Origin of the sequence: Thalassotalea sp. 273M-4 (assembly GCF_041410465.1) — a bacterium.
GTDB lineage: Bacteria > Pseudomonadota > Gammaproteobacteria > Enterobacterales > Alteromonadaceae > Thalassotalea_A > Thalassotalea_A aquiviva.
This window is the reverse complement of sequence record NZ_CP166961.1, coordinates 2,580,589-2,606,814: the sequence shown is the minus strand read 5'-3', so window position 1 is coordinate 2,606,814 and position 26,226 is coordinate 2,580,589. Positions and strand designations below refer to the sequence as shown.

Below are 26,226 nucleotides of genomic sequence, written 5' to 3'. Positions count from 1 at the left end.
AAATAAACCGTGCATTATTTTGCTTAATGTGTAAAATTCAGTATAAAACCCTGAAGTGAATAAAATATGCGCAACCTTGATAAAATTGATTTACAAATATTAGAAATCCTGCAACAAAAAGGTCGAATTTCTAATGTCGAGCTTGCTAAAAATGTTAATTTAAGCGCAAGTCCATGCCTAGATAGGGTAAAAAGGTTAGAAAATGAGGGCTACATTAAACGCTATGGGGCCGTGCTTGATGCGGAAAAGCTTAATGTTGGCATGTCGGCGTTTATTCAGGTGACTTTAGATCGTGCCCAGTCCGATATTTTTAGCTTATTTCGCGCTAAGGTCGTCAACATTAAAGAAGTTGTCGAATGCCATATGGTTGCGGGCGGGTTTGATTATTTAATTAAATTACGGTTTAAAGATATCAGTAATTATCGTGCGGTTTTAGGGGAGTTTGTCGACTTACCGGGAATTTCTCAAACCCATACCTATATTGTCATTGAAAAAGTAAAAGAAGATACGGGTTTGCACTTGCTTAAATAACTGTCGCTTGTTGTTGATTTATTTCTTGTTTTTTTTGATTTTTTGAGTTTTCTACTGATAACGTATTGTTTTTAGCTGTTTTTCTTTTATTTTTTTAATAAAAAGCTGATTTTTTACAATTATATGCCATAATGGAGTTGACTGGTTTTTAACCAACGAAATTTTTAATTCATGTAACCAGGGGTAACAGGATGAACAGAAAGCTACTTACTTTATCGGGCGCCGTTTTGGCATTGGCATTAACCGGTTGTGCAAGCCATGAAGGTCTTGAGCAAGACATTGCTGCCCTTTCCAGTAAAGTCGATGCATTAACTTCAAAGGTTGACAGTCTTTCAAGCGAACATGATGCTATGGCCGCAGCGCAAGAAGAAACTGCAGCAGATGTAAAAGAAGCAAAAATGATGGCTGAAGAAGCAATGAAGTCTGCGAATAGAGCCAACGATCGTTTAGACAACGTGGTAAGCTCTTATAAAAAATAATTTAGTTATTTTGTAAAAAAAAAGGCATTGTTCTCAATGCCTTTTTTATTGGGAAAAATTTATCAGTAGGGCTATTAAGGGGCTTCTAAAGAATCTAACACTACCGGTAAGCCGTTTGATTTTTCGATTAACTGAAACACTTGCTCAAGCTCTTTCGGGTCGCTACCAATAAACTTTTCAACATTTTTCGGTAGTGGCCACAACTCTGGTTTGTCACCGTTATTTCGAGTTAATGGCGAGTGCACTTCAATCATGCGTTTTTGTGGCGTAACGTAAGTCATCTTAATCGGTTGGTCGATGACTCGAACACGTGTTCCTATAGGGGTGTTATTAAACAACCATTCAATATCTTCTGGGTTCATTCGAATACAACCACCACTGGCTCGCATACCAATACCAAAGCGTTGATTTGTGCCATGAATTAAATAGACGCTGTAGCCAATGCGCATCGCATAATCACCTAATGGGTTATCAGGACCCGCTTTGACCATTTTTGGCAATACTTCGCCGGTTTCGGCTAAATGTTCCGCTCGTTTGTTTTCGGTTGGAAACCAATTAGGGTTTTTACGCTTTTCAGTGATTTTATCGGTAAACAGCGGCGTAGACTGACCAATTTTACCAATGCCTATTGGAAAGACGTTAACGGTGTTGTTTTTCTTGTCAAAAAAATACAGTCGTAATTCCGATAAATTAATTAAAATCCCTTCTTGTTTAGCGTACGGCAAAATGAGCTGGGTTGGGATCACAAGCTCTGTGCCGGGGTCGGGTAATAACGGGTCAATACCCGGGTTGGCAGCCATCAGAGCTAAAAATCCGACATTATAATGTTGGGCTATGCTTTGAAAGTGCTCGTCTTTTTTAACTGTGTGATAAGTCAGTTCACCCAAGACTCGACTTTCACCGGTTGGCAATGGATATTCTATTGCAAAAGCCGTTGGTAAATGTAAAGTTAATAAAAGTGAAAATAAAAACGACAGATTCGATTTAGACAATGTTAGTGGTACCCCAAATAAATGACTCTGGTTCTAAGTTTACTCCTCTGCGATTTTGAATGCCAGAATCATTTGTAACCAACAAAAGGACGTTACGTGTTAGAACTGCCAAAACGCAACCTAAAACAACAAGTCAGTTTGCTTGAATGGCAAACTCGTGTTGATCTTGCCGCTTGTTATCGCTTGGTCGCCGATCAAGGCTGGGACGATTTAATTTATACCCACATCTCTGCCCGTATCGGCGATTCTAATACCTACCTAATTAACGCTTTCGGGCTTGCCTTTGATGAAGTCACGGCCTCTAACTTAGTCAAAATCGACATCGATGGCAAAATTCTTGATGGCAGTGACATCGATATTAACCCCGCTGGATTTACCATTCACAGTGCTGTCCATCAGGCTCGTCACGATGCCGGTTGTGTTATTCATTTGCATACCCCTGCAACCATTGCCGTGGCCACTCAACAACAAGGTTTGTTGCCCATAAGTCAATATGCAATGTTTTCATTGGCATCGCTTAGTTACCACAATTATGAAGGTTTGGCGGTTAATCCCGACGAAAAGCAACGTTTACAGGACAATTTGGGCTCTAATAACCATTTACTGTTGCGCAACCATGGTGCGCTAACCCTAGGAGCCACCATAGGTGATGCTTTTATGCGAATGTACGATTTACAACGGGCTTGTGAAATTCAATTAATGTTGCAAGCTAGCTCACAAGAGATTGTTTTGGTACCACAGCCGATTCAAGACAATATATATGCACAGGCGAATGTGGTGCACAGTGGCTTAAGTGGCGGCCAAAAAGCTTGGCCTGCGATGCTCAGAAAAGCCTATCGCCTGGATCCTAACTTTGCCCAATAATACCTAAATTCATCCACCTTAAAATGCCATCATAGGGAATACAATGAAAATAACCCACGTAGAAATATTTGATATCGAGTGCCCAAAACGCGATGTTTGGAATCCGGTTTTTGTTCGTATTCACACCGATGAGGGCATTCATGGCGTAGGGGAAGCCGGACTCGCTTATGACTTAGGCCATAGCGCCGCAGCCCATATGATCAAAGAAATCGCTGATGCCATGTTGATAGGTTTTAACCCGTTTAATACCGAATTGCTGTGGCAAAGAATGCTTAGAGAAAGTTTTTGGGGGCTTGGTGGTGGGCCTGTTATTTATGCCGCCATGAGTGCTATAGACACTGCGCTTTGGGACATTAAAGGTAAAGCCCTGGGGATGCCGGTATATCAATTACTTGGTGGCAAGGTTAATGATAAATTGAGAACTTACGCCAGTCAGTTACAGTTTGATTGGGATCGCGAGGTTAAACGATTAATTGAACCGGTGGAATACGCTAAAGCAGCCGAAAAAGCGATGATGCAAGGGTTTGATGCGGTTAAGGTCGATCCTATTGTGTATGATGCCAATGGGGTTACGCATTTTGATCGTACCAAGATTTTTACTAACCCTGAAATGACGTTGTTTCGGGCTCGATTAAAAGCCATACGTGATGCCATTGGCGATGACGCCGATCTTATTTTTGAATGCCACAGTTTAACAGGAGCAACAACCGCGATTCAATTATCGGACATGCTGGAAGAGTTTCGCATTATGTATTTTGAAGAGCCGGTTAATTATCTAAATTCAGATTTACATAAAAAGGTGTCAGAACGAGTTAATGTGCCAATTGCTGGCGGCGAAAGGTTATATAATCGTTGGGGCATAAAACCTTATATGCAGGATCAAAGCATTGATGTACTGCAACCAGATGTGGGGTTGTGTGGTGGTTTTACTGAAACCAAAAAAGTATGTGACTATGCTGATGTGTTTGATGTGCGTATACAAGCGCATGTTTGTGGTGGTCCCGTTGCAACCGCCGCTTCATTGCATTTAGAAACCGCAATCCCAAATTTTTTAATTCATGAACACCATACCTATGCGATCAAAGATTGGAATCGCGAGCTCTGTATTGAAGATCCACAACCCGTAAACGGCTATTTTCAAGTGAGTGAAGCACCGGGATTAGGCATTGAGCTCAATGATAGGGTGGTCAAACGTTCACCTAATATGACGGTTAAATAAGCCAACAGCCGATTAAAAGCGGTATAGGCGATGACTGTTTTGGTAACTTAATTTTTGCCAAAGCTCTGGGGTATGAGCAAAAGACTGCCAATAATTCGTCCACAGCTTTGCATAGGGTTGAGCAAGTTCACTGACCGGAAAGTTACTCGCTAGCATTACCCTATCGTCACCAAAATATTGCACTAGGTCGGTGATAACCGAAACCGCCGGTTGAAGTTGCCATTGACGGTTACTCATTTCCCAGCCCGACGCTTTTACATAAAGGTTGGCAAATTGACTGAGCTGAGATAATAGCGATTTTAGTGTGGGCGTCAGTTGTTGTAGCGGCAAAAAACCGGCGTGATTCAAAATCACTTCTAGCTTAGGTTGGGCTTTAAGCATATTAACCACAGCGGCTAAATTTTCGACCTTGCAGATGTCGGTTTGCAGTTCAAAGATTAAGCTTTGTTGAGCCAGTTGTTGCAGGTTTTCTTGTGCTAAAGGGGATGTCAATATGGCCTTGGCATCGTCGTCAAGAATATGGCGAATACCAACCACACTGTCATATTGGGTCAGTCTTGCAAGTTGTTGAGTAAAATCGCTGGCACCCAAATCGCAAAAGGCAATCGACTTAAAAGGCAAGGTGGCATGTTGTTCTAACCAGCGAATTTCATTTTCTGGGCTGGTGTTATCAAAGCCTGCTTCAATATGAACAAAACCGGCTATGGGGACGTTTGAGCTTGTTATGTCCTGTTGCTGATAAGGGTGATTAATTCGCGACTTATCCGGCCAAAAAGGTGGATTTTCAGGTTTTAGCCAATGATAATCTCCTTCTGCTAAGGCAAAAAAGTGCAGGTGCGGGTCAATAATTTTACCCGCTATGTGTCCATCCTTTACTGACAAGTGTAACCACCATCGATAATTTGCAAACTACCGGTAATAAAACTGGCCTGCTCAGACGCTAAAAATAGTGCGTAGTGCGCCACTTCTTCGCTTTGCCCTAAACGATTTAGGGGCTGTAATGCGGCCTCTTGCTGATCAACTTCTGCTTTATTAGCACCAGATTGTTGGCAGTAGTTGTCAATCGCTTGGTGGTATAATGGCGTTTCAATGGTACCCGGGCAAAGGGCATTAGCGCGGATATTAAAATTGGCGTAGTCTAATGCGGTCGTTTTAGCCATTGACGCCAGCGCGTGTTTGCTTAAGTTGTAGGCGAATGAATTGCGTTTACCAATGATGGCTTGATCTGAGGCGACATATATAATGCTACCTGTTTGCTGTGATTGCATGGTTGGCAACACGCTTTGGGTTAGGGCGTATGCACCTTTTACGTTGAGGGCAAATACGTCATCAAAGGTTTGCTCATCGGTTTGTTCAATATTGGCTGACAGGTGTTTTCCGGCATTGGATATCATCACATCGACCCGACCTGTCATTGCCACTAGTTCGGCCACTTTCGTTTTCACTTCATCGACTTTACTGACATCGCATTCAATGTAATGACCAAACTTACCGGGTTTAATATCTAGGTTATATACGGCGTAGTTATGCTGTTCAAATACTTTAGCTATCGCCTCTCCAATGCCAGATGAGCCACCGCTTAGTAGGCAAACTTTCTTCATAATATTCTCTTTTGTTTATATGTTTTGTGAAAACAACTTATTTACGATAGTTGGTTAAAATGACCATCGCTTAATTGAAAATGTTGTCGATTAAAAATATTACCATCGGGTTGGTAGCTTTGCTCGTAAAAGTCGATCACTTGATTAGGCTGTTTTAAAATCAGTGCCGATGAGCGCGTGCCATAATCAGGCGATAAAATAAAAATACTCGACAGCATCCTCTCCCATTCAAGGCCTATTCCTGTATTGGGCAAGAGCTCATCAGGGGCTTGCGATTGATCGTTTAACAAGGCAAAAAAAGCGTTAGGGTCAAGCGGTCGTTGTTGCTTAACCAAGGCTTCCATTGCTTGCTCACCCTGAGTCATTTTGGGCCATTTATCAAATATATCGCCATTGCAAATGGCATGAAAGCCGCTAGTAAGTTTGATAGTTTGCTGGCTTTGGCTATTAAAACAAAACATGTCATCGTGTTGTTGATACAGCAAATTAAACGGGGCATAGTCTTGAGCGTGTGTTGTTAACCACTTTTGATTCACTTGGGAGGGGGAAGCTAATGCCTTGGGCACCAATTGGCCTCGACTTTGTAACCCCGCGGGGGCTAAGGGCAACGAGCGAATATTGGTTAGGGCACTAAATTGACCTAAGTGATTTATGCCTAACCAAGTGCCACCTGCATGTAAGTCTCGCCCTGCGAGCAGCGAGGGTGTTGTTTGCCAAATATGGGCACTTTGTGTTGCTCGTTGATGAAATTCATCTCGATTGGCCGCCACAATTAAAGGGTATTGTGGGTGTTGGTTGATGGCAACAAACAAAATGCACACATTAACGACCTTTAAAGAGTGCTTTTTGGCGAGGCCGCAACGTTCGCAAAAATCAGTCCGGCGACCAGCGACATAAAAATCAAAAAGGTCTGCGAAGTGATTTGATCTACCGGAAGGATCTTAGCGCCAGTGACAAATGTTGTCAGCCCCATGAAAACTTTGGAACCGGGTACCAGCACAACCAACCCTTGCAATAGCACGACGGTTGAAGGGGCTTTAAAAAAGCGAGCAAAAAGGTTGGCGTAAATACCAATGGCGAAAGCGCCGACAAAAGCCGCTAATGAAGCGCCAACATATTGCGCAGCCCACAGGCTGGCACCGTAGGCGATAAAGCCTGACAGAATGCCCCAAAATGCGTGTTTAAGATGCGACTTAAAGGTGATAATCAGAGATACCGATAAAACAAAAACAGCAACCCAAGCAGTCCATAAAGGGATTTCTGGACTTGGCTCTAAAGGCACATGTCCCCATATAAGCTGACCTACGGTCATTCCTAAAATAGCACCAAAAAATAGTTTAAACATACACATAAAGGCATCCATGACTTTGGCGGTGCCCGAAATAAGGCTACGTTCAGCTAGTTCACTTAAGCCGGTGGTTAAACTCAAACCAGGAATAAAAACGATAATACTTGATAAAATACACAAAGGAACATTGACCTTAGGATCGAACATGGTCACGGCACTAAGGAAAATAGCCGATACAATCGTTGCTAAAGGCTCCAGCATATTACTAATTTGACTTGAACGCTCAGCCCAAAGAACCAGTAAGAAGACAATTAAACCGGCAATGGTTGACCAAAACACATCATGCCAACTGGTGTGCATCAAAAGGGCAAAGGCTCCTGCAGAAGCGCCAAACCCCAAAAAGGTGAGAAATTTTGGATAAGGCGAGGGCATTGCCGCAATTTCATTCAACCTTTCGATGGCTTCCGACAGGGTCAATTCACCGGCTTCGAGCTCATTAAATAAGTCGTTGGTGCTGGCCAGTGCCGACAAATTAATATCGCCAGGTGAGACTCGGACAATAAAGTTATAATCTTGCTGATCGGTTGGATTATAAAGCACAAACGTTAACGACGTTGGCGTGATCACAAAGGACGCCGGTATTTCAAGTAAACGAGCAACACTTTTTAGATGGTTTTCTAAGCGGTAAGAGGTTGCGCCAAAGTGATGCAAAAGCTTACCTAAGGTAATAATAAAGTGTCGTTTTTGAGTGAATTGATCTGGTTGCAATGCCGGTGTACCAAGTTAGAAAAAATGAAGTAGTAAGATGTTCATTTTACTATGAATTTGTCCTAAAGGTTAGCTCAAAAATAAAAAACAACTCAATTTCCTGTTTTATTTTGTGGTCAATGATATGGCTAATATCAATTTAGCATGATCTGATAAATTAGCGAAAAACAGGGCAATTATTGGATTGCAGTTGGTGGATTGGGCAAAACAGAATATAATCTCGTTATCTGACTAATAAGGAGAACCCATGAGAGTTTGTGGTGTAGAAATTAAAGGCGAAGATGCGATTATCTGTTTAATGGCATTAGAAAATAACTTGTTTGATATTCCTCATATCCGGGTGCCAAAAATAGCGTTAAGCAAAGGCGTTGAAAGCGAACATATTCGTAAGTTTCAATTTGCCTTTAAAAAGCTAATTGAAGATTACAAAATCGATAAGATAGTGATCAAAGAAAGAGCGACTAAAGGCAAGTTCGCTGGGGGCTCACAAGGTTTTAAGATTGAAGCTGCGCTTCAGTTAATTGACGATGTTGAAGTTGAGTTACTTCGTCCAAACATTATTAAAGAGCGTTTAAATAAAGCGCAAGTGTCTATTGATTTTCGTGATACGGGTTTAAAACAATTTCAACAAGGCGCATTTGAAACGGTTTTTGCCTCATTTCAACGTTAATAGCCTAAACAAAAACGTCATGGCTTATCATGGTTAAAAGCACCAAAACATGTTGATTTGGTGCTTTTTTTTTGCTTTTTAACGGCAAACTCATGTCCTTAAAAGGAAAATGGGAAAACATAAGGTAGCCACGGTTTGACAATTAATGTGTTTTGCATGACCTTTAAAAAAATTCGCGGTAAAGGCAATAACAGGTCTAGTCGATAGGCTTATAATCTGCTTTAACTTGTTGTTAAAAAAGGGCAATATATCGCTTAGTTCGGCTCTAAAATACTAACCTTAGTCCACTCAATAAAAGCCATTAAGGCAAAGGATGTATGATGTTTAAGCTCTTCGTTTTAAGTTCTGTTGTTATGGTGTCAACGTTTTTGGCAAAAGCTACGGTTGCTTGTGATATATCGGGAGTTTGGTCTCATGCCCAAAAGCCCGCAACGCTAATGGTTGACTTAGTTAAAGGTGAGGTTTCGGTCCATTCTCATGACAATAACGAGAAAGGTATTGGCTTAGTGGTGTTAAAAAGTCTTGAACTTGGCGCAACACCTTCAAGTTGGAAAGCAAAAATGTACAGCGCACCTCAAGATTCATTTGTTGATGTTCAAGTTCTGGCAAAAAATTGTCAGCAGCTCATTGTTCGTTATAAAGAAGAAGAGGTTCTAAAGCTCTTAAGGTAATTGAGATTAACCACTGGGTTTTATATTACCCAGGTGTTCGAGATAAAACGATTCGTGGCGAGATAACCGCAATGGCCCATTGAAAGCCAGCTAGATCTGACCGGAATAAAAAAAGCTCAGATATTTTTATCTGAGCTTTTTTGGACGTTCTTGCTAACGGAGCTTATGTGCTTTGAGCGTCAACCCAAGCTTGAATTTTTTGCTCTAATATTGGCATCGGTAGCGCACCATCAATCAATACTTGAGTGTGGAATTTTCGTACATCAAATTTATCTCCGAGTTGCTGCTCTGCTTTATTGCGCATCTGACGAATGGCTCTTTGGCCTAATTTGTAAGCCAAGGCTTGGCCCGGAATGGCAATATAACGCTCGACTTCGGCAGTGATATCAGATAACGCTAATGATGAGTTATCGACCATAAATTGAATCGCCTGTTCACGAGTCCAGCCAAACGCATGTAAACCGGTATCGACAACCAAGCGCATGGCACGTAACTGCTCATCAGATAAGCGACCATACCACTGATATGGATCAGTGAACATCCCCATTTCTTTGCCTAAGCTCTCTGCATATAAGGCCCAACCTTCGGCAAATACAGTATAGCCACCAAATTTACGAAACATGGGTAAGCCTTGAACCTCTTGCTGGATGCTAATTTGAAAATGATGCCCCGGCGACGCTTCATGAATACTTAAGGTTTCAAGAGTAAACTTTGGCTGCGCTTTTAGGTTATGGGTGTTGATGTAAAAAATACCAGGTCGAGAGCCATCTGCGGCCGGGCTTTGATAGCTCGCACCAGCACTGGAAGCTGCGCGATACGCTTCAACGGCTTTTACTTGGTAATCCGCTTTGGGAAATACTTCAAATAATTGGCCTAAGCGAGCGTTAATTTTTTCTTTTACATTAGTGTAAGCGGCAATCACTTCTTCTTCGCTGTCCCAATAAAATTGGTCATCGGTACGAAGGTATTCAAAAAACGCTTTTAAGTCACCGTCAAATTTCACCTGTTCTTTAACTTTTTTCATTTCAGTTAAAATACGCGCAACTTCATCTTTACCGTACTGATGAATTTCTTCGGCAGTTAACGCTAAGGTGGTGTTGGTTTCAATTTTATGTTGATACCAAGCTTCGCCATTCGGTAGTTGTGATAAACCAACGCTGCTACGACCTTTAGGCTGATATTCATCAACAATAAATTGATGGAATTTAGCGTAGGTTGGGCTGATGGTATTTAAAATTAAGTCTTGGTAGTCTTGGCTGATCTGTTGTTTTTCGGCATCGGTTAAGTCGTTGTTGCTTTCCAACATTTGTACCGGACCGTAAAACACACTGTCACTGGCATCTTTGACAATATGCACTGTTAATTGTGGGATGATCTTTTTGATCAAGGCGGCTGGTAGCACATAGCCTTGCGACATGCCTTTGCGCATGTATTCAATAACGCTGTCCATGTACTTGCTAAAGCCGTGGCTTCTGGCAATAAAGTTGTCATAATCTTCAACCGTTTGAAACGGCTGAGCGCTTTGGCCAGAGCCTAAAGAGGCAAACGTATTATGAATGCCATACATTTGGTTAAGAGGCAAATACTGACCATTAAATTCAAACCCTTTGATTGCGAGTTCTCGGTCGCGTTTAAAAATTTGATAACTGAGTAAGTCTTGACCGCTAAGTTGGCTTTGGTCGATGGCGTTAATTTCACTTAACAAAGCTTGTTCACGTGCTAAGGCATCGGCTAATGACTGCTCTGAAATAGGGGCTTGAAACTTATCATTGTATTCGTTCATGCCAATGTAAGTACCCGAAATTGGGTTTAATTCAATTTCCTCGATAAACGCACGGTCAAAGAGTTGCTGTAACTTTTGCTGTTCAGTTTGGGCAAGAGTCGTACTTTGCGGTTTGATTTCAGCTGTTTGACTCGTCGGTGTTTGGGCCGGATTACAGCCACTTAAGATGGCAATAACGGCAAGTGATAAGGCGGTCTTTTTCATTAACGTCTCTTAAATTCGATTGTTAGCTTTAATTGTTTATTTTTTCGCTGCTATGTTAGCGGATTCATTAATAACTGGCGATAACTTCATAAGAAGTAAATTTGCGAATATTAATCACCCCAGTATCAAAGTATAAGTATTGACCCTTTATGCCCATTAAAGTGCCCGATACTTCAGGATTCTTATCAAAGTTGAACGAGCTAATTTTGCTTGGGTATTGTAAAACCGGGTAGTCTATTTCAACAATATCTTGGTCTAGTTGCTCAATAGCATCGGCGCCATAAAGCAGTTTTAACTCGTCTAAGCGGGCGGCTATTTTAGGGATCAGTTCTTCAGCTCTGGCTTTTAAGTCAATCGCTTCTGCCTTGCCTTTAAGCATGTTGCGCCAATTGGTTTTGTCAGAGATAAAATCGGCCAACGCCGTTTCTAATAAGCCCGACTGTAATCTCGAACTGACTTTAAAAATCGGTAAAGCTTGGTTCGCTCCTTGATCAATCCAACGGGTCGGTAATTGGGTATGTCGGGTGATCCCGACTTTAATCGCGGTGGTGTTGGCTAAATAAACATAGTGTGGCACGAAGCAATTCGCTTCTCCCCATTCAGGCTCACGACAAGTCCCCTTGTCGTAATGACAGGTTTCAGGCTTCATGATACACATGTCGCACATAGCGAGCTTGGTCATACATGGGTAGCAAAACCCTTGTGAGTAACTTTTTTTGGTTTTTTTACTGCAATGTTGACAGTGAATGTCACCGGTGAAAGTTAGGGTTAATGGTTTGCCGATAAGATCATTTAATGCTAACAATTGATCATCAAGAGGTAACGCATATTGGACTTCGCCATTAACTAGAGAACTGGTCATTTTTTTTAAATGACCACGAATGCTGGTATCTGTCATAGTGGGGTTGCTAACCTAGTTGTTTAAAATTTTACTTTGGAACGGTTGGATTTTAACTGTCCGCGTTTGCTTTTGCTATCCATTCGCCGTTGTTGTGAGCCTTTTGTTGGCTTTGTTGGTTTTCGCTTTTTAACCGTCACGGTGAACGGTTTGATCAAATCGATTAAGCGCTCTATTGCGGTTTGACGATTTTTTTCTTGGCTACGATGACTTTGCGATTTAATGATCACCACGCCATCTTTATTGATCCGAGAATCGTTACTGTGCAAGAGTTTATGTTTTAAAAAATCCGGTAATGAAGATGCTTTAATATCAAATCTTAAGTGAATGGCGGTGGCTACTTTGTTGACATTTTGCCCACCCGCGCCCTGCGAGCGAATGGCGCTCAACTCAATTTCACTCTCGTCTAATTTGATATTGTCTGTTATAAATAGCATCACCAAGTCATCTTATAGTGATTTAACCCATCACTGCAACAGAATTTAGCCATCATGAAGTCGAACTGGTTTGTTTATGTTTTACAATGCGCAGATACTAGCCTCTACACTGGGATCACCACAGATACCCAAAGGCGGGTGCATGAACACAACAGTGGTGGCATCAAATCGGCGAAGTATACGCGCAATAGATTACCTGTTCAGTTAATGTATCAAGAACGATGCGACTGTCGTTCTTCGGCGACTAAACGCGAAATCGCGATAAAAAAGCTAACTCGAAAGCAAAAACTGGCGTTAATTACCCGCTATCAAACACATTCGACGACGAGCGCATCTGAGCAATAAAACCAAAGACATAAGGGCTAAACTGAACGCTGAAAAGCTGCCATGATAATGGTCGTACTCATCGTCATAAACTTGGTCATACTCCTGACTTTCAAGCCCTAAAGCATACAGCGCATCGGTATCATAAGCACTGAAAGTAGCAACGACTTGGTCAGAGTCAACGTGGTATAAGTCAATTAGAACATCGTAATAATCGCTGTCATAGTCTTGATACAAGGTCGTTGAAACCTCGTAGGCATCATCGCTACTATCGGCAAATATAGTAAACACCTCTGTGGTGTATAAATGCATCCAGGGCCCACCATCTTGACTTAAATAAATCACGCCATAGACATTGGCAAATCCTTCCCAGCCATAGTAGTCCGGATCGAATACAATAGAAAATGATTGATAATAGCCATCTTGGTCTAAGTCATCATAAAGCTGAGCATAACCATCATAAATATCAAAGTCGGATGAGATGCCATGCCACCCTTTTGCCCTTAGCTCAGACCCCTTGTTGCGCTGTGTGCTTACGCCTAAAGTTTGACCTGCTGGCGTTGGCGATTGATGGCGACTTTGCTCTAACATTGAAAGTTGAGGATGCCTGCTTTTATGTTCCATCGCGCTGTTGGGGTTAAGGTATTGACCTTTAGACTCGGCATAAGGGGACGTTGTCAATGTGGTTTCATTGGCATTGGCTTCGTTGATGCCTAAAAACACAATGACTAGTTGCAGAGACAACAAAATGAGTAGTAACACCAATACCGAAATCAGAATTTTGGTCAATATAGATATTTTTGAGTTTTTTTTCATTGGCTTTTTGTTAGGCATAACCTATCTCCATATGCTTTTGATAAAGCCATTAAACCGCAATCAAGATGAATCGTTGCTGAACGCTTTGTGTTTCATCATTAAAAGCCAAGCGATGGAGCATTCAGCGTAGGTTCAGTTTGCTCTGCATAAACTTTAGTTCAAAATGACGCCATGAAGGTGTGCTGTGATAAGTTAAGCCTATTTAAACAAAAACTTTGGCGCTGTCGATGTGGGTGTTTATTTCGCAAAGCTTATCTTTTACACTGGGTGAGTGATATTATTTTCTCATGATGCAAATACAGCTTTTGTGTTCGCTCAATCTATATTAAGGACATTAGGTGTTGTTAATGAAACGTTTTTCTTTTTTGCTTATTTTGCTCTTAACGCTACCTTGCAGTGGTCTGAGTATGGCCTATGCGCCTAAATCCGCTGATAAGAATGCGCCGAGATTGGTCAAAAAGCAGAACTCTGAACAAGCATATGTAGTTAAAAGCCCATCGCAGGCCGCTAAAATCGTAAAAGCTCGTTTTGGTGGAAAAGTGCTTAGCAGTAAGAAAAAAAAGTCCGGCTATCGTGTTAAATTATTAAAAGACAACGGTAAAATTATCACAGTACAGGTTGATGCCAAAACCGGGAAAATTAAGGGGTAGCGATGCGATTACTCTTGCTTGAAGATGATATCAGTCTTCAAACCCACCTAAAAGAACAACTCGAGCAAGCCAATTACTCGGTAGATGTCGCCAGTGATGGTGAGGATGGCGCGTTCTTAGCAATGGAAAACCCTTATGATGCCGCTGTAGTGGATGTTGGTTTACCCGTTATGGACGGCATTTCCGTTATTAAAACCCTTCGCAGTAACAACATTGGCTTTCCTATTATCATTTTAACCGCGCGTGATCATTGGCAAGACAAGGTGGCAGGCCTAGATGCCGGAGCCGATGATTATTTAACCAAACCTTTTCAAGTCGAAGAATTACTGGCTCGTTTAAATGCGTTAATCAGGCGCAGTGCAGGTAAAGCTAGCCCTTTGATAAGCAATGGTCCATTAACCATCAATACAGCGACATTGGATGTTTGGGTTGATGAACAAGCCATTAAACTTAGCAGCTCAGAATACAAGTTATTGGAATATTTGATGTTGCATATTGGCGAAGTGAAATCAAAAACGGTATTAACAGAACATATTTACAATGAAGATTTTGATCTTGATTCGAATGTGATTGAGGTGTTTATTCGTCGTCTTCGAAAAAAGCTAGACCCGGATAATCACCATCAATTGATTGAAACCCTTCGAGGCCAAGGCTATAGATTAAAAGCCTTTGATAAGGAGCGCTGATTTGCTAAGTACTTGGCGCTCTTCGCTTAAGTTAAATTCATTTCAAACGCGATTAATGTTCAGTGCAATTTTAAGCATCTTGCTGATATTGCCTGTGGTGGCGATGTTGTTAAATACCGCATTTACCGAGCAATTAAAAACCGCAATCAACAATGAACTGGCGGCCCATAGTTACTCTATTTTAGCGGTTGCCGAAATTGATGATAATACCTTAGCGATGCCTGCACTCTTATTAGACAACCTGTTTAATGTGAGCGAGTCAGGGTTATATGCCATTATCAGCCAAAATTCAATGAGCCTTGCACCTAAGACTCAGATCTCTGAGAGTCGATTAAAAAATACACCTGTTGATGCAAAGCCTGCCCCTATTGTGTTAGCGCCACAGCAAGATGTGGTTTGGGCTTCGCCTTCTTTGCTAAGTTTGGAATTGCCAAAGTCGTTGCCATCACCCGAGTTAGGGCAGTCTGCTTTTAGCGAAATTAGTTTAGCTCAGCGCCCTCACTTTATTTACAGTTTTAGTGCTAGCTTTGAATTGGTTGATGGTGAGTACCCACTGACCGTGCATATTGTTAAAGATAAAAGTGATTTTGACCAAGCCATTAACCGTTTTAAACTGAATATGTGGTTTTGGTTTGGGGTGTTACTAGTGGTCTTGGTATTCGTTCAATTGGTTTGGCTAACGTACACCTTAGCGCCGTTAAAAACCTTATTGCATGAGCTCGTGCAAGTTGAGCAAGGCGATGCTGAACATGTGCAAAAAGCTTATCCAGATGAGCTGGATAAAGTCGCTCGGCAAGTGAATACCTTACTAAGCTCAGAGCAACAGCAGCGACAGCGTTATCGTAACGCCTTGTCAGATTTAGCCCATGCATTAAAAACACCATTAGCGGTTATTCAAACCCAACAAGACTTAACGAGTACAACGCAACAACAACTAGCGGTCGTGAACAAAACCATCGAACATCAATTAAAAAGGGCACAAAGTGCGGGCGATAAAGCTTGGCATGTTGGGCTTGATATCGGCGATGTTGCTGACAAAATTATCGCCAGTTTAGACAAAATATACCGGCAAAAACAAATAACATTTAGCAGCCAAATCACCCCAAAAAGCCAATTTAAGGGCGATGAGTCTGATCTCTATGAACTCTTAGGGAATTTGCTTGATAATGCCTGTAAGGCTTGTCAGAGCGAAATTAAATTAACCGTTCATTGTGCGAAGCAACAACTGAGTATTATGGTGGAAGATGACGGCTCGGGTATTAGTGAGCAAGAGCGAGAAAGGATTTTTCATCGAGGTACCCGCGCCGATACTTATGACGCCGGTCATGGTATTGGCTTGGCGATCGTACGTGACTTGGTCGACAGCTATCAAGGCCAATTAGAAATAGGGGAGTCAAAAAGCTTAGGCGGGGCGTGCTTTCATCTTCACTTTAACAGCTAATTTTTTACCACGGCTGTGTTCATCTTGTGTTCAGTTTCATTGTTGTATCATAGACCTTAGTTTCAGATCCTAGGTTCAATAGCCAAGCTTATTGCTTGCCATTGGAATTGGAATTGGCATTGGTTTTGGCTTGTATGGCGCTGGCAAATTACGCTGCTGTCATCAAAAGTTCACATGCTAACATTGTGAAAAGCGAGTTAGCATGGTCATACAACAAATGAGGTACGTTATGAGCAAATCTATTGCGCTTTTTACAAAGGTTAGTTTCACAACTGTGGTGCTGTTGAGCGCTGTTTTGCTGGCAAATAATGCGCTTTCATCGGCAAACGCTCAAGATCTTCAAATTCAGATACCACCCGAGACGAGCGTTAATAACCGTCAACCAGTGGCAGATTCTCAAAATACTCTACAAACGGAGCAAGCTTTGAGCCCAAACAGCAAAGCCGACAGCGCCGTTAAAGCGCCCTTACGGCTTGCTTCAAATGTCCCTTCAACAATCGCTTCGGTAACCGCAAATGAAGCTGAGCCAACAGCGCTAAAGAGCCATTCTCAAGCGAGTGAACTTCAATATAGTGACTCTCCAGACGATCCACCTCTAGTGCACTACCAACAAGGTGAGTTAGAGCAACTTTTAGCCCCTATTGCTTTATACCCAGATAGTTTGCTAAGCCACATTTTAATTGCTTCAACTTACCCTATAGAAATCGTAGAAGCCAGTCGCTGGCTTGCTAACAATACAGGCTTGTCCGCTTCAGATGTTATCGCTCGAGCTGAAAATAAAGACTGGGATCCAAGTATTAAGGCATTATTGCCATTTCCTGCTGTGGTTAACAAAATGAGTAATGAACTGACCTGGACCCAACAAATTGGCGATGCCTTTTTAGAAGCACAAGCGCAGGTTTTAGAGTCTATTCAAACCTTAAGGCAACAAGCCGATGAGGCGGGTAACTTGACAAAAATGGAAAACATGAAAGTGACTCGTGTTGAGAAAGTCATTGTAATTGAACCCGCTAAACCCGAGATTATTTATGTGCCATATTACGACAGTCGAAGAGTCTACGGGTCTTGGCATTGGCATTATTATCCGCCAATTTATTGGCCTGAGTATGCCCACTTTTATCCACATCATTATGGTCATAATCACAGCCCGTATTATTGGAATAGTGGGGTAGAGGTGGCCATCGGATTCTTTTTTGGTCGAGTCAGTTGGCGTAATCATTATGTGATCGTTAATCATCACAGTCATCATTATCGTCATCACTATGGTCGATACCACAAAAACAAAGTTCATGTTAGCCGTGGTAAACAACGCCACGCTAAAAATCATTTTGTTAAAGCTGAGCGCTGGCAGCATCAGCCTAAACATCGCAAGGGAGTGGCTTATAAGAGTGCGCACATTGCTAAGCGCTTTAATAGTCAGCGACCAACGCAAAACACTGAGCGCTTACTAAGGCAGCAACAAAAAGACAAGGCAATAAATAGACACCCTGGTCAATTTAAATCGCGAGATAACGACTTTGACCAACGAGCGCTGAATAAGTCGACCGTTTTAGCGAATAAACTTAAAGGCAATAGGCTTGAGAGAAAGGAGAGCAAACGTCAACATGCTATCAAGAGTAAAGAGCAAACTCGTCAGCAACCGTTGGTGAGTAAAATCAAAGCAGAAAGAAGAGAGCTTAAGCGCCAACCGCTAAATAAAAGCAACTCCTTAGCCACAGGAAAAAATATAACGGCGGTTAAAAAAGATGTGACGAAAGGGCAAACTCAAAGGCTGAAAAGATCCTATGACAATCAAGGTCAAATTAACCACCGTAAAAGTTTGCGCCAAAAGCGAGAGACAAAAAAGGTGAAACAGAAAGCGCCTTGAGGAAAAATGATGTTAACTGAAAACAAGTAAAGTAGCGGTAAATTTGCACGATTGTTCAGGTGGTCTGAGTTGTTTATAAATTAAGATTTATTTATTTTTCACTGGTAAACTAGCGCTGTTTTCATTAACTGTGTCTATGTTGTTGGCTCTTTAACTAAGCATCTTGTCACATTATTTTTGCCAAAAAAGCACAGTAAACTTTGTTGTATCTAAGGAAAGTCGTAAATGTTTATTGAACAATATTATTGTGAAAAAAATCAAAAAGTCAGTTTTACCAGAGAGCAAGCGAGCGATTTCGCTAAAAATGTCTGTGATGACTTTAACCCAATTCACGATATAGATGCGAAGCGATTTTGTGTGCCTGGGGATTTATTGTTTGCGATTATCTTGTCAAAAATTGGTTTAAGTCAGCATATGACGTTTCAATTTAAAGGCATGGTAACGGAAGGGATTGAACTTAACTTCCCAACTCAAAGCACAAAAGGTGGCTTTATCACAGATGATAAAGAAAAAGAGTACCTGTGTTTTAGCCAAAGCGGTGAGCATAGCCAAAACGAAAACTTAGTCACTTCGTTGATTCGTTCCTATGTCGAGTTTTCTGGCCACACTTTTCCATACATTCTTGGTGATTTAATGGAAAAAAATAAGGTAATGATTAACCCAGCAAGACCCATGGTGATGTACGAAAGCATGGAGATACACCTTGAACATTTTGCTGTGAAAGATGTGTCATTAAAGCTTAATGAGCAAGAAACACAACTGACGGTAGATGGAAAACGTGGGCAAGCGAAGCTGTTCTTTGACTTGATCAGCAACGGGGAAGTCGTTGGCCACGGTATTAAATTTATGCTGTTAAGTGGGTTGAAACCGTACTGTAAAAATGAAATGCAGGCGTTAACGACTCAGTTTTTTGCGATGAAAAATGAGCATTACACCACGCTTTAAAGCCAGAAAATAAACATAATAATAGATTGGGATTTAACGACAATAAAAACAATAAATAGTTGTCAATTGAAACCTTTAGGCATGCGCTTAAAGGTTTTTTTTATCCCTAAAAAAACGAAAAATAAAACCCTAAGTTATACAGTTGTGAATTTTATGCCTACACTGAAATTAACAACGAAATGTTTCTTTTGATAAAAATATTTCGTTGTGTTTTTGTTTTAAATTCATTCTATCTTGCTGTTTTTTATCTGGTATTTTTAATAATTGCTGGGTTATAAAAGAATGATCAACAAGGTCTATAACGCTTTTAGCTAGGCTTTCAAAGGTACCTAGCAAGGCATGTTCGATTTAACTTGGTGGCAAATGTCAACTCAGCAACACAACCTTTACCATCGCATTTTTTTATCTAAGCCACTCCTATCGGGTTTGTTGTTGCTGGCGGTTTGTGTATTTTTTATGATGTACATAAACCAATTTAGGTTAGATGCCTCAAGTGATACCTTAGTGTTAGAAAACGATGCCAGTGTGAAGTTTTATCGGCAAGTAAAAGATCGCTATGGCAGTGATAACTTTTTGATCATGACCTTATCTCCTCGGCAACCAATTTTTCAACCCGCGAGCTTAGATACTTTAAATCAATTATCGCAAACTTTGCAAAACCTAAACCAAATCAGCAATGTTGTTAGTATCTTAAATGTCCCTTTAGTGAATAGTCCTAGGGTTTCGTTAGCGCAATTACAACAACAAGCGCCAACCTTGCAAAGCCCTGAAACCAATTTGGCGTTGGCCAAAATAGAGTTAACCAAAAGCCCTTTATATAAAAATTTATTAATCAGTGAAGATGGTAGCACCATTGCTCTCTTGTTGTTTATTGAAGAAAACCAAGCATTAGCCAACTTGTCTATGCAAAGAGCTGAATTAACAAGACTTAAATTGCAACAACCGTTAACCTCGAATCAGACCCAACAACTAAAGCTTATTGAACGCCAGTACAGCCAAGCTGCTCAAGTGGCGCAAGTCGATAATGCCGAGTTTATTGCAACGGTGCGGTCAATAATGCAGAATTACCAAGCTTTTGCTCAGCTTCACTTGGGTGGTTTACCGATGATCACCTCCGATTCGATTGAATTTATTCGAAGCGACTTAACCAGTTTTGGTTTTATCGTTTTAGCCTTTATTATCATTACTCTAGCGGTGGCATTTAGTCGAGTAAAGTGGGTGGTGTTGCCGTTAATTACGTGTGTGGTGACTGGCGCGGTAATGATAGGCTTTTTAGGGTTAATGAATTGGCCGGTCACCATTGTGTCATCAAACTTTATTTCTTTAATGCTTATTTTGACGCTGTCATTGTTGATTCATCTTATTGTTCGATATCAAGAGTATCATTGGCAAAACCCTCAGGCAGATCAAGCCGAGATCGTTTTACAAACCTTAAAGAAAAAACTTATTCCATGTGTTTTTACCACGATCACAACCATTGTCGCCTTTGGTTCACTGACGGTAAGCGACATCCGACCGGTTATTGAATTTGGTTGGATGATGAGCATAGGGGTGAGTTTAGCGTTTGTTTTGGTGTTTACTTTATTCCCCATTATGGTGATGTTTTTCAAACCAGGCCGGCCGGTGAATCAGCATAATGTCACCAAACAATTAGCGCTTGGTTTTGCTAATCGGTTGCTGGGGAATAAAAACAAAATTTTCGTTTTTTATAGTGTGTTGTTTGCTCTTAGCTTAGTTGGAATTAATCAACTGACGGTCGAAAATCGCTTTATTGACTACTTTAAAAAAGATACTGAAATATATCAGGGGATGATGCTTATTGATCAAAAGCTCGGTGGTACCACTCCTTTAGATGTGTTAATTGATGCACCCACAGTCAAAGAAGAAACCGACACGGTGATCGGCGAAGAAGAGGAAGAAGAGCTGTTTGCTGAACTTGGTCTTGATGATGACGACTTTACCGAATTTGAACAACCCCAAGAAACCGAGCTCAATGGTTATTGGTTTAACGTGCACCAAATTAATAACATTGCCAACTATCACCAATACCTTGATGGGCTCTCACAAACCGGCAAAGTGATGTCGTTAATGTCGGGGATGAGCTTAATCAATCAAGTCGAACCGAACAGTAAAAAAGATGACTTTACCTTAGCTATTTTATATTCAAAGCTGCCACAGCAAGTCAAAGATATTATTCTTTCACCCTATATATCGGCTGATGGCGATCAAATCCGCTTTAGTATTCGGGTCTTTGAAAGCGATAAGGCGTTAAAGCGCAGCGAATTATTAGGCCAAATTCAACAAGGGTTAACCAGTCAATTTCAATTACAACCAGAACAAATAAGCTTTACAGGGATGTTAGTCTTGTACAATAACATGCTACAAAGCCTGTTTGATTCACAAATAAAAACATTAGGGATTGTGTTTTTTTGTATTTTAATGATGTTTATCATCATGTATAAAAATGTGTTGTTAGCGACCATTACGCTCGTTCCCAATGTGATCTCAGCGTTGTTGGTATTAGGGATCATGGGCTTAGCAAATGTACCACTGGATATTATGACCATCACCATTGCGGCCATTTGTATTGGTATTGCGGTGGATAATTCAATTCATTATGTCCACCGCTTTCAGCTAGAGTATCAACAATGTCAGGACTACCAACAAGCGATGCTCAACTCACATGCCAGCATTGGTCGGGCAATGTATTATACCTCGATAACCATTACCCTAGGTTTTAGTATCTTAATGTTTTCTAATTTTATCCCATCAGTCTATTTTGGCGTGTTAACCGGCTTTTCAATGCTGGTGGCTTTATTGGCTAATTTATCCTTACTGCCGTTACTGTTGATTCAGTTTAAACCGTTTAAAACGCTTTAATAGCAAAAGCTAAAACTAAAATATAGCCCCGTCCTAATAAAGTTAGAATTCACATTTTTCAGCCATCCGTTTTTTAATTAAAGCAGATACGGCAACTTGTTCTTTTTGCTCATCAAGGTATCGTGGCGGAAGTGGTTTTAATGCCAGTAGATATTCGCCCTGAGCAAAGTCTTGTTGCTTGATGGTGTGCAAGTCAGCGTTTTCGATAAACACTGGACTAATCACCGAAACCGATAGTTCGGGCATAATATGTTCTAGGACGGCGACTGTCCCTAAGTGAGCATCACTATGAAATGAGCCATTTAAGTGAACGATTTGTGCCTTGGGGTTAGCCACTATTGCCTGTTGAATAGATTCTGCCATAGTGGTGTCTCTTAGCAGTTGGGCTGCGTAAGTATTTTGCATTCGTTGTTGTTGTTTTTCACTTAGCTGACCGTGTTTGGAGCCCGCATCTTGTAAAAATTGGAAGAACTTATCTTTATACTTCTTTATCTCTAAATTAAGCTTTTGGCTTGACCAAGCGCGTTGTTCTTGGGGTATTTTATTCAGTACTTCAATTCCTTGTTGCCCGACACAGCGCACATGCATTATCGGGGCATTTGCGGCAATTACCGGTAGGTTGTGGTCTTTGGCAAATTCAACCAACGGGCGATAAGAGCTTTTATAATTTTCCCAAGCTTCGCCTTCTTTAATTAAAGTTTCTTCACCATATTTAGCGTTTAAATAGCCATTTAATACGCTTTGATGAGGGCGAGAAAATTGTTCTAAAGATAACACTAAATTTGGGTTTTGTTGATATAGAGCTTGAAATAATTGCATCTGTAATAAATGCGCACCAGGGTGGGTGTGATGTTCACCGATAAAAATCACATCTTGATCAGCTAAAGCTTTAGCGGTTTGTGCTACTGAAACAGAAGCCCTGCTTTGACTATCAATTAATTGGTAGTCATAAAGTGATTGTAATGAGCTTGAGGGAGCCAATGATAAAGTGGTGCAAGCCGATAGCATCAGTTGCGCCCCTAACGCCACGGCTATCATCTTTTTATGCTTCATTTTTTGTCCTAGGTTATTGTTATATATGTATAAAACAGACCTAAAACAAAAAGCCTGCTTACTTAGCCATTAATGTTTAGTATGGAGAAATTAATGGTTAAGGTAAACAGCCAATTCAACTAACTTATTCTTTGTCGACAACGACTTACAAACTGATCTGTTTTACGCGCTGCTTTACTTGAGTAGCGCTGATATTGTTTTAGCCAGGCGCGGGCTTTGGGGTATTCAAAACTCAGTAGCGCCAAACCTAGTGGAATAAACAAAATGGCAGGTCCTGGTAACACAATAAATACGATGCCTATCAATAACAGTACGGCGCCTAATGCCGTATATAGTTTGGTTTTTAAATGCCTCATTACTACGTCCTATACTTCCTAATGGTAAAATGTAAAACCTTTCGCGAAAATGCTGGTCGGGTTAATCATATTTAGCAAATATCATTCCAGATATTAAAGTTTTTATATTTCAGGTGTTTACCTGTTTTGCGGGCGGTAGTAAAGCAACCAATTAGGGCTTAATGGTTACTATTTGGTTAAATTGACCAAGCCGTTATTGGGTTTTCATGTTTATATTCGCCGTGTTCTGTCTTTACGTAGTCATTGAACTAAACTTAAAAAAGACACGGATTGTCTTATTGATAAAGGAATATCAGATGAACATTACCTACCTCGTTTTTGCGCCTGTTTTATTGTACTTTTCGTTGTTTGGTTGCTGGGCAAAAACCAAGCATCCATTGCTCCAACATGCCAAAATTTGGCAACACAACTTAGACCTAAGTCAGTACTTGGTCAGTGAAAAATACGATGGCGTAAGAGCACGTTGGACCGGACAAAAACTTATATCTCGAAATGGCAACGAATTTTTAGCGCCGAAATGGTTTATTGCTAAGTTCCCTAAGGTCGCGCTCGATGGCGAACTTTGGGCGGGCAGAGGTAAATTTGAACAAACATTGAGCATCGTTAAACAATCGTCAAGCATTAACAACCGCAGTGAGTTGCGTTGGCGGCAGTTGCAATTTATGGTTTTTGACCTACCTGATCATCAAGGTCATTTTAGCCAACGGTTAGAGCAAATGAGGTCATTAATAAGTCACGCGAATTCGCCTTATTTAACCTTGATCCCACAAAGTAAGATTAAAGATAAAGCAGATTTAATGGCATTACTAGAGCAGGTCGTTGGTGGTGGCGGTGAAGGTTTAATGCTGCACTATCAATATGGCTATTACGAATATGGTCGCAGCAGTAACATATTCAAATTAAAGCCCTTTGATGATGGGGATGGCGTTGTAACAGAGCATCACCAGGGGAAGGGCAAGTTCAGTGGTATGTTAGGGTCGTTAACCATTAGGTTAAGTGATGGCCAGCAAATTAAAATTGGAAGTGGCTTTAGTCAACAAGAGCGAGAAAGTCCACCGCCGATAGGCGCAGTTATTCGATTTAAATACTTTGGTAAAACCGCAAAAGGTAAGCCTAGATTTGCCAGTTATATAGGATTGGCTATTACGCCTTAGACATTCATCTGGAAATTACACCGCCAGCCAAGTACATTACCTAGTGTATATGGGCGGTTTTAGAAATGGGTATTTAAGGACACGGTATGGCAGTTGAGTTATGGCTATCTTTGGTTTTAATTTGTATTTTGGGCGCCTTATCGCCGGGTCCAAGCCTTGCTTTGGTGATTCGCTATACGATCTGTGCCGGTTCTAATATTGGCTTCTATAGCGCTATTAGCCATGGCGTGGCAATTACCTTATACGCGGCGATTGCCGTTACTGGGATTGGGCTAGTGATCGTGCAATCACCTCTGATCTTTAAATGGGTTCAATATAGTGGTGCCGCATTTCTAGTGTATTTGGCATTTAAGGCTCTTACCAGTAAGGCCAGTACATTGACCATAGCTACAACAATCAAGGAACATAACATTAATGCCGTGACCGCTATTCGAGATGGTTTTTTAATTGCGTTTTTAAACCCTAAAATAGCGATTTTCTTTTTAGCTTTATTTAGTCAATTTGTTGATATTGATGCTCATTTAAGTCAAAAAATATTGCTGGTTTTAACCGTCGGCTGTATCGATACTCTATGGTATGTACTCGTGGCATACGGTTTATCAAGGGGCCCAGTGCTTGAGCGGCTAAAAAGTCAGAGTTATATTATTGACCGGATCACCGCTGTCGTACTGATCTTTTTAGCCTTTAGAGTTGTGCTAAGTTAAATTTAGCTACTCTGATGGTATTTAAAAATAAGGATTTTTAAACCTTTACCAGGCATAGACTCTTGGTAAACGTCAGGCGGTGATAATTGCTCAATAAATTCACATTGTGGGCACTCTTGCTCTATCATCTGATAGATAAATTCTTCGCTTAAGTCCGGAGAATTAAGACACAACATTAACAAACCTTGATCATGCATAAGTTTAGGTAAACGACGAATGATTTTAGGGTAATCTCTTTTCACATCGACACTGCCTTTTTGAAATGACGGTGGATCACAAATTAATAAATCGTAAGGCCCGTGTTTGATTAATCGACTGTAGGATTTGAATATATCGACGCCTTCAAAGACTACTTTTGCCAGGTCATGCTGATTTAATCGGTGATTATCACGTCCTTTCGCTAATGGTGCCTTACTGATGTCAATATTGACTACTTTACTCGCACCACCGTCAACTGCTGCAACCGAAAAGGCACAGGTATAGGCAAATAAATTTAACACATTGCGACCATGGGCGTGTTGTTGTACCCACTGGCGACCATTTCGCATATCTAAAAATAAGCCGCTGTTTTGAGCTTTCCCCAGTTGTAACTGATAATTTAGCCCCCACTCTTTGACCACCAGGGCATCAATATTCTCACCCCAAACGACCTCAAGAGGTGCCTTATGGCGACAACGATATTGCAGTTGAATACTTTTACAGTGAGGTAATTTCTGACGTAATTGCTCGCTCACTTGGGCGATAAAATCATCGCTCTCTTCTTTGTATAGCGTTATTAGGGCGACAGGAGGTAACCAGTCGATGCAGACATGCTCTAAGCCAGTATACGCATGACCACGACCATGAAACAGGCGGTGGCATTCGAGCAATTCTTGCTGATTGTAGGGATGTAAAGGAATATTAGACATGAGAAAGCGTTAATCGGTGATATTTAATCGCAGTTTA

The 26,226-nt window shown here is 41.0% G+C and carries 27 protein-coding genes; 15 read left to right on the top strand and 12 right to left on the bottom strand.

From position 1 onward, the window contains the following. The first annotated feature begins 66 nt into the window (after positions 1-66). Both ACAY00_RS11650 and ACAY00_RS11645 read left to right on the top strand, forming a co-directional pair. Entirely contained in the window at positions 67-531 is a 465-nt protein-coding gene (locus ACAY00_RS11650) for a winged helix-turn-helix transcriptional regulator (RefSeq protein WP_371373777.1), read from the top strand. Between the two features lie 191 nt (positions 532-722). Beyond that, positions 723-1,010 carry an Lpp/OprI family alanine-zipper lipoprotein gene (locus ACAY00_RS11645; RefSeq protein ID WP_371373775.1) on the top strand — a complete coding sequence of 96 codons (288 nt, stop codon included), beginning with the start codon at positions 723-725 and terminating at the stop codon, positions 1,008-1,010. A 74-nt stretch (positions 1,011-1,084) separates the two neighbouring features. Here the strand turns inward: ACAY00_RS11645 and ACAY00_RS11640 are convergent, their stop codons facing one another. Continuing rightward, complete coding sequence (locus ACAY00_RS11640) at positions 1,085-2,002, bottom strand: L,D-transpeptidase family protein (protein ID WP_371373772.1); 918 nt, start codon at positions 2,000-2,002, stop codon at positions 1,085-1,087. 96 nt (positions 2,003-2,098) lie between these two features. Here ACAY00_RS11640 and ACAY00_RS11635 point away from each other — a divergent pair, with 96 nt between their 5' ends. Beyond that, positions 2,099-2,866, top strand: coding sequence for a class II aldolase/adducin family protein (locus tag ACAY00_RS11635; RefSeq protein WP_371373769.1), 768 nt, complete (start codon positions 2,099-2,101; stop codon positions 2,864-2,866). A gap of 43 nt (positions 2,867-2,909) precedes the next feature. Next, complete coding sequence (locus tag ACAY00_RS11630; RefSeq protein ID WP_371373767.1) at positions 2,910-4,085, top strand: mandelate racemase/muconate lactonizing enzyme family protein; 1,176 nt, start codon at positions 2,910-2,912, stop codon at positions 4,083-4,085. 12 nt (positions 4,086-4,097) lie between these two features. Here the strand turns inward: ACAY00_RS11630 and ACAY00_RS11625 are convergent, their stop codons facing one another. The 4 genes from ACAY00_RS11625 to ACAY00_RS11610 are packed head-to-tail and all read right to left on the bottom strand — an operon-like array spanning position 4,098 to position 7,742. Further along, positions 4,098-4,967, bottom strand: a complete 870-nt coding sequence (locus ACAY00_RS11625) for an amidohydrolase (RefSeq protein ID WP_371373763.1) — start codon at positions 4,965-4,967, stop codon at positions 4,098-4,100. After that, positions 4,958-5,686, bottom strand: a complete 729-nt coding sequence (locus ACAY00_RS11620; RefSeq protein WP_371373761.1) for an SDR family NAD(P)-dependent oxidoreductase — start codon at positions 5,684-5,686, stop codon at positions 4,958-4,960. The genes ACAY00_RS11625 and ACAY00_RS11620 overlap by 10 nt, the downstream gene beginning before the upstream one ends. A gap of 41 nt (positions 5,687-5,727) precedes the next feature. After that, positions 5,728-6,507, bottom strand: coding sequence for an NRDE family protein (locus ACAY00_RS11615; RefSeq protein ID WP_371373758.1), 780 nt, complete (start codon positions 6,505-6,507; stop codon positions 5,728-5,730). A gap of 11 nt (positions 6,508-6,518) precedes the next feature. Next, the gene (locus tag ACAY00_RS11610; protein WP_371373755.1) at positions 6,519-7,742 is read right to left on the bottom strand and encodes a threonine/serine exporter ThrE family protein; all 1,224 of its coding nucleotides are present in this window, start codon (positions 7,740-7,742) and stop codon (positions 6,519-6,521) included. A 247-nt stretch (positions 7,743-7,989) separates the two neighbouring features. Between ACAY00_RS11610 and ACAY00_RS11605 the strand changes: the two genes are divergently transcribed. Further along, on the top strand, positions 7,990-8,412 hold the full coding sequence (locus tag ACAY00_RS11605; protein WP_371373751.1) for a DUF3010 family protein: 423 nt from the start codon (positions 7,990-7,992) through the stop codon (positions 8,410-8,412). Between the two features lie 317 nt (positions 8,413-8,729). Beyond that, positions 8,730-9,083: a hypothetical protein gene (locus ACAY00_RS11600; protein ID WP_371373748.1), complete on the top strand. Its 354-nt coding sequence runs from the start codon at positions 8,730-8,732 to the stop codon at positions 9,081-9,083. Positions 9,084-9,246: 163 nt separating this feature from the next. Here ACAY00_RS11600 and ACAY00_RS11595 read toward each other — a convergent pair whose 3' ends face one another. The 3 genes from ACAY00_RS11595 to arfB form a co-directional block, all read right to left on the bottom strand. Next, complete coding sequence (locus tag ACAY00_RS11595) at positions 9,247-11,070, bottom strand: DUF885 family protein (RefSeq protein WP_371373745.1); 1,824 nt, start codon at positions 11,068-11,070, stop codon at positions 9,247-9,249. A gap of 67 nt (positions 11,071-11,137) precedes the next feature. Then, a complete protein-coding gene (locus ACAY00_RS11590; RefSeq protein WP_371379715.1) occupies positions 11,138-11,953 on the bottom strand; it encodes a DUF2797 domain-containing protein in 816 nt (271 codons plus the stop codon). 38 nt (positions 11,954-11,991) lie between these two features. After that, entirely contained in the window at positions 11,992-12,405 is a 414-nt protein-coding gene (arfB, locus tag ACAY00_RS11585) for an alternative ribosome rescue aminoacyl-tRNA hydrolase ArfB (RefSeq protein ID WP_371373742.1), read from the bottom strand. 54 nt (positions 12,406-12,459) lie between these two features. Here arfB and ACAY00_RS11580 point away from each other — a divergent pair, with 54 nt between their 5' ends. Beyond that, positions 12,460-12,750, top strand: coding sequence for a GIY-YIG nuclease family protein (locus ACAY00_RS11580; RefSeq protein ID WP_371373739.1), 291 nt, complete (start codon positions 12,460-12,462; stop codon positions 12,748-12,750). Here ACAY00_RS11580 and ACAY00_RS11575 read toward each other — a convergent pair. Then, a complete protein-coding gene (locus tag ACAY00_RS11575; RefSeq protein WP_371373735.1) occupies positions 12,700-13,563 on the bottom strand; it encodes a choice-of-anchor H family protein in 864 nt (287 codons plus the stop codon). The genes ACAY00_RS11580 and ACAY00_RS11575 overlap by 51 nt on opposite strands. Positions 13,564-13,892: 329 nt before the next feature. Between ACAY00_RS11575 and ACAY00_RS11570 the strand changes: the two genes are divergently transcribed. The 6 genes from ACAY00_RS11570 (at position 13,893) to ACAY00_RS11545 (ending at position 22,014) form a co-directional block, all read left to right on the top strand. Further along, entirely contained in the window at positions 13,893-14,195 is a 303-nt protein-coding gene (locus tag ACAY00_RS11570) for a PepSY domain-containing protein (protein ID WP_371373732.1), read from the top strand. Between the two features lie 2 nt (positions 14,196-14,197). Beyond that, on the top strand, positions 14,198-14,881 hold the full coding sequence (locus ACAY00_RS11565) for a response regulator transcription factor (protein WP_371373729.1): 684 nt from the start codon (positions 14,198-14,200) through the stop codon (positions 14,879-14,881). 1 nt (position 14,882) lies between these two features. Then, positions 14,883-16,322, top strand: coding sequence for an ATP-binding protein (locus ACAY00_RS11560; RefSeq protein ID WP_371373727.1), 1,440 nt, complete (start codon positions 14,883-14,885; stop codon positions 16,320-16,322). Between the two features lie 229 nt (positions 16,323-16,551). Beyond that, a complete protein-coding gene (locus ACAY00_RS11555; RefSeq protein ID WP_371373724.1) occupies positions 16,552-18,189 on the top strand; it encodes a DUF3300 domain-containing protein in 1,638 nt (545 codons plus the stop codon). A 225-nt stretch (positions 18,190-18,414) separates the two neighbouring features. Then, positions 18,415-19,134 (top strand): DUF3581 family protein, encoded by a 720-nt coding sequence (locus ACAY00_RS11550; RefSeq protein WP_371373721.1) that lies wholly within the window; start codon positions 18,415-18,417, stop codon positions 19,132-19,134. Positions 19,135-19,473: 339 nt separating this feature from the next. Continuing rightward, the gene (locus tag ACAY00_RS11545; RefSeq protein ID WP_371373718.1) at positions 19,474-22,014 is read left to right on the top strand and encodes an RND family transporter; all 2,541 of its coding nucleotides are present in this window, start codon (positions 19,474-19,476) and stop codon (positions 22,012-22,014) included. A gap of 42 nt (positions 22,015-22,056) precedes the next feature. Here ACAY00_RS11545 and ACAY00_RS11540 read toward each other — a convergent pair whose 3' ends face one another. Beyond that, positions 22,057-23,067 carry a ChaN family lipoprotein gene (locus ACAY00_RS11540; RefSeq protein WP_371373715.1) on the bottom strand — a complete coding sequence of 337 codons (1,011 nt, stop codon included), beginning with the start codon at positions 23,065-23,067 and terminating at the stop codon, positions 22,057-22,059. A gap of 119 nt (positions 23,068-23,186) precedes the next feature. Next, positions 23,187-23,423 (bottom strand): PGPGW domain-containing protein, encoded by a 237-nt coding sequence (locus ACAY00_RS11535; RefSeq protein ID WP_371373712.1) that lies wholly within the window; start codon positions 23,421-23,423, stop codon positions 23,187-23,189. Positions 23,424-23,719: 296 nt separating this feature from the next. Between ACAY00_RS11535 and ACAY00_RS11530 the strand changes: the two genes are divergently transcribed. Continuing rightward, positions 23,720-24,577 carry a DNA ligase gene (locus ACAY00_RS11530; protein ID WP_371373708.1) on the top strand — a complete coding sequence of 286 codons (858 nt, stop codon included), beginning with the start codon at positions 23,720-23,722 and terminating at the stop codon, positions 24,575-24,577. Between the two features lie 86 nt (positions 24,578-24,663). Continuing rightward, positions 24,664-25,281 carry a LysE family translocator gene (locus ACAY00_RS11525; protein WP_371373705.1) on the top strand — a complete coding sequence of 206 codons (618 nt, stop codon included), beginning with the start codon at positions 24,664-24,666 and terminating at the stop codon, positions 25,279-25,281. Positions 25,282-25,283: 2 nt separating this feature from the next. Here the strand turns inward: ACAY00_RS11525 and ACAY00_RS11520 are convergent, their stop codons facing one another. Then, positions 25,284-26,189 carry a class I SAM-dependent methyltransferase gene (locus tag ACAY00_RS11520; protein ID WP_371373702.1) on the bottom strand — a complete coding sequence of 302 codons (906 nt, stop codon included), beginning with the start codon at positions 26,187-26,189 and terminating at the stop codon, positions 25,284-25,286. Positions 26,190-26,226 lie beyond the last annotated feature (37 nt).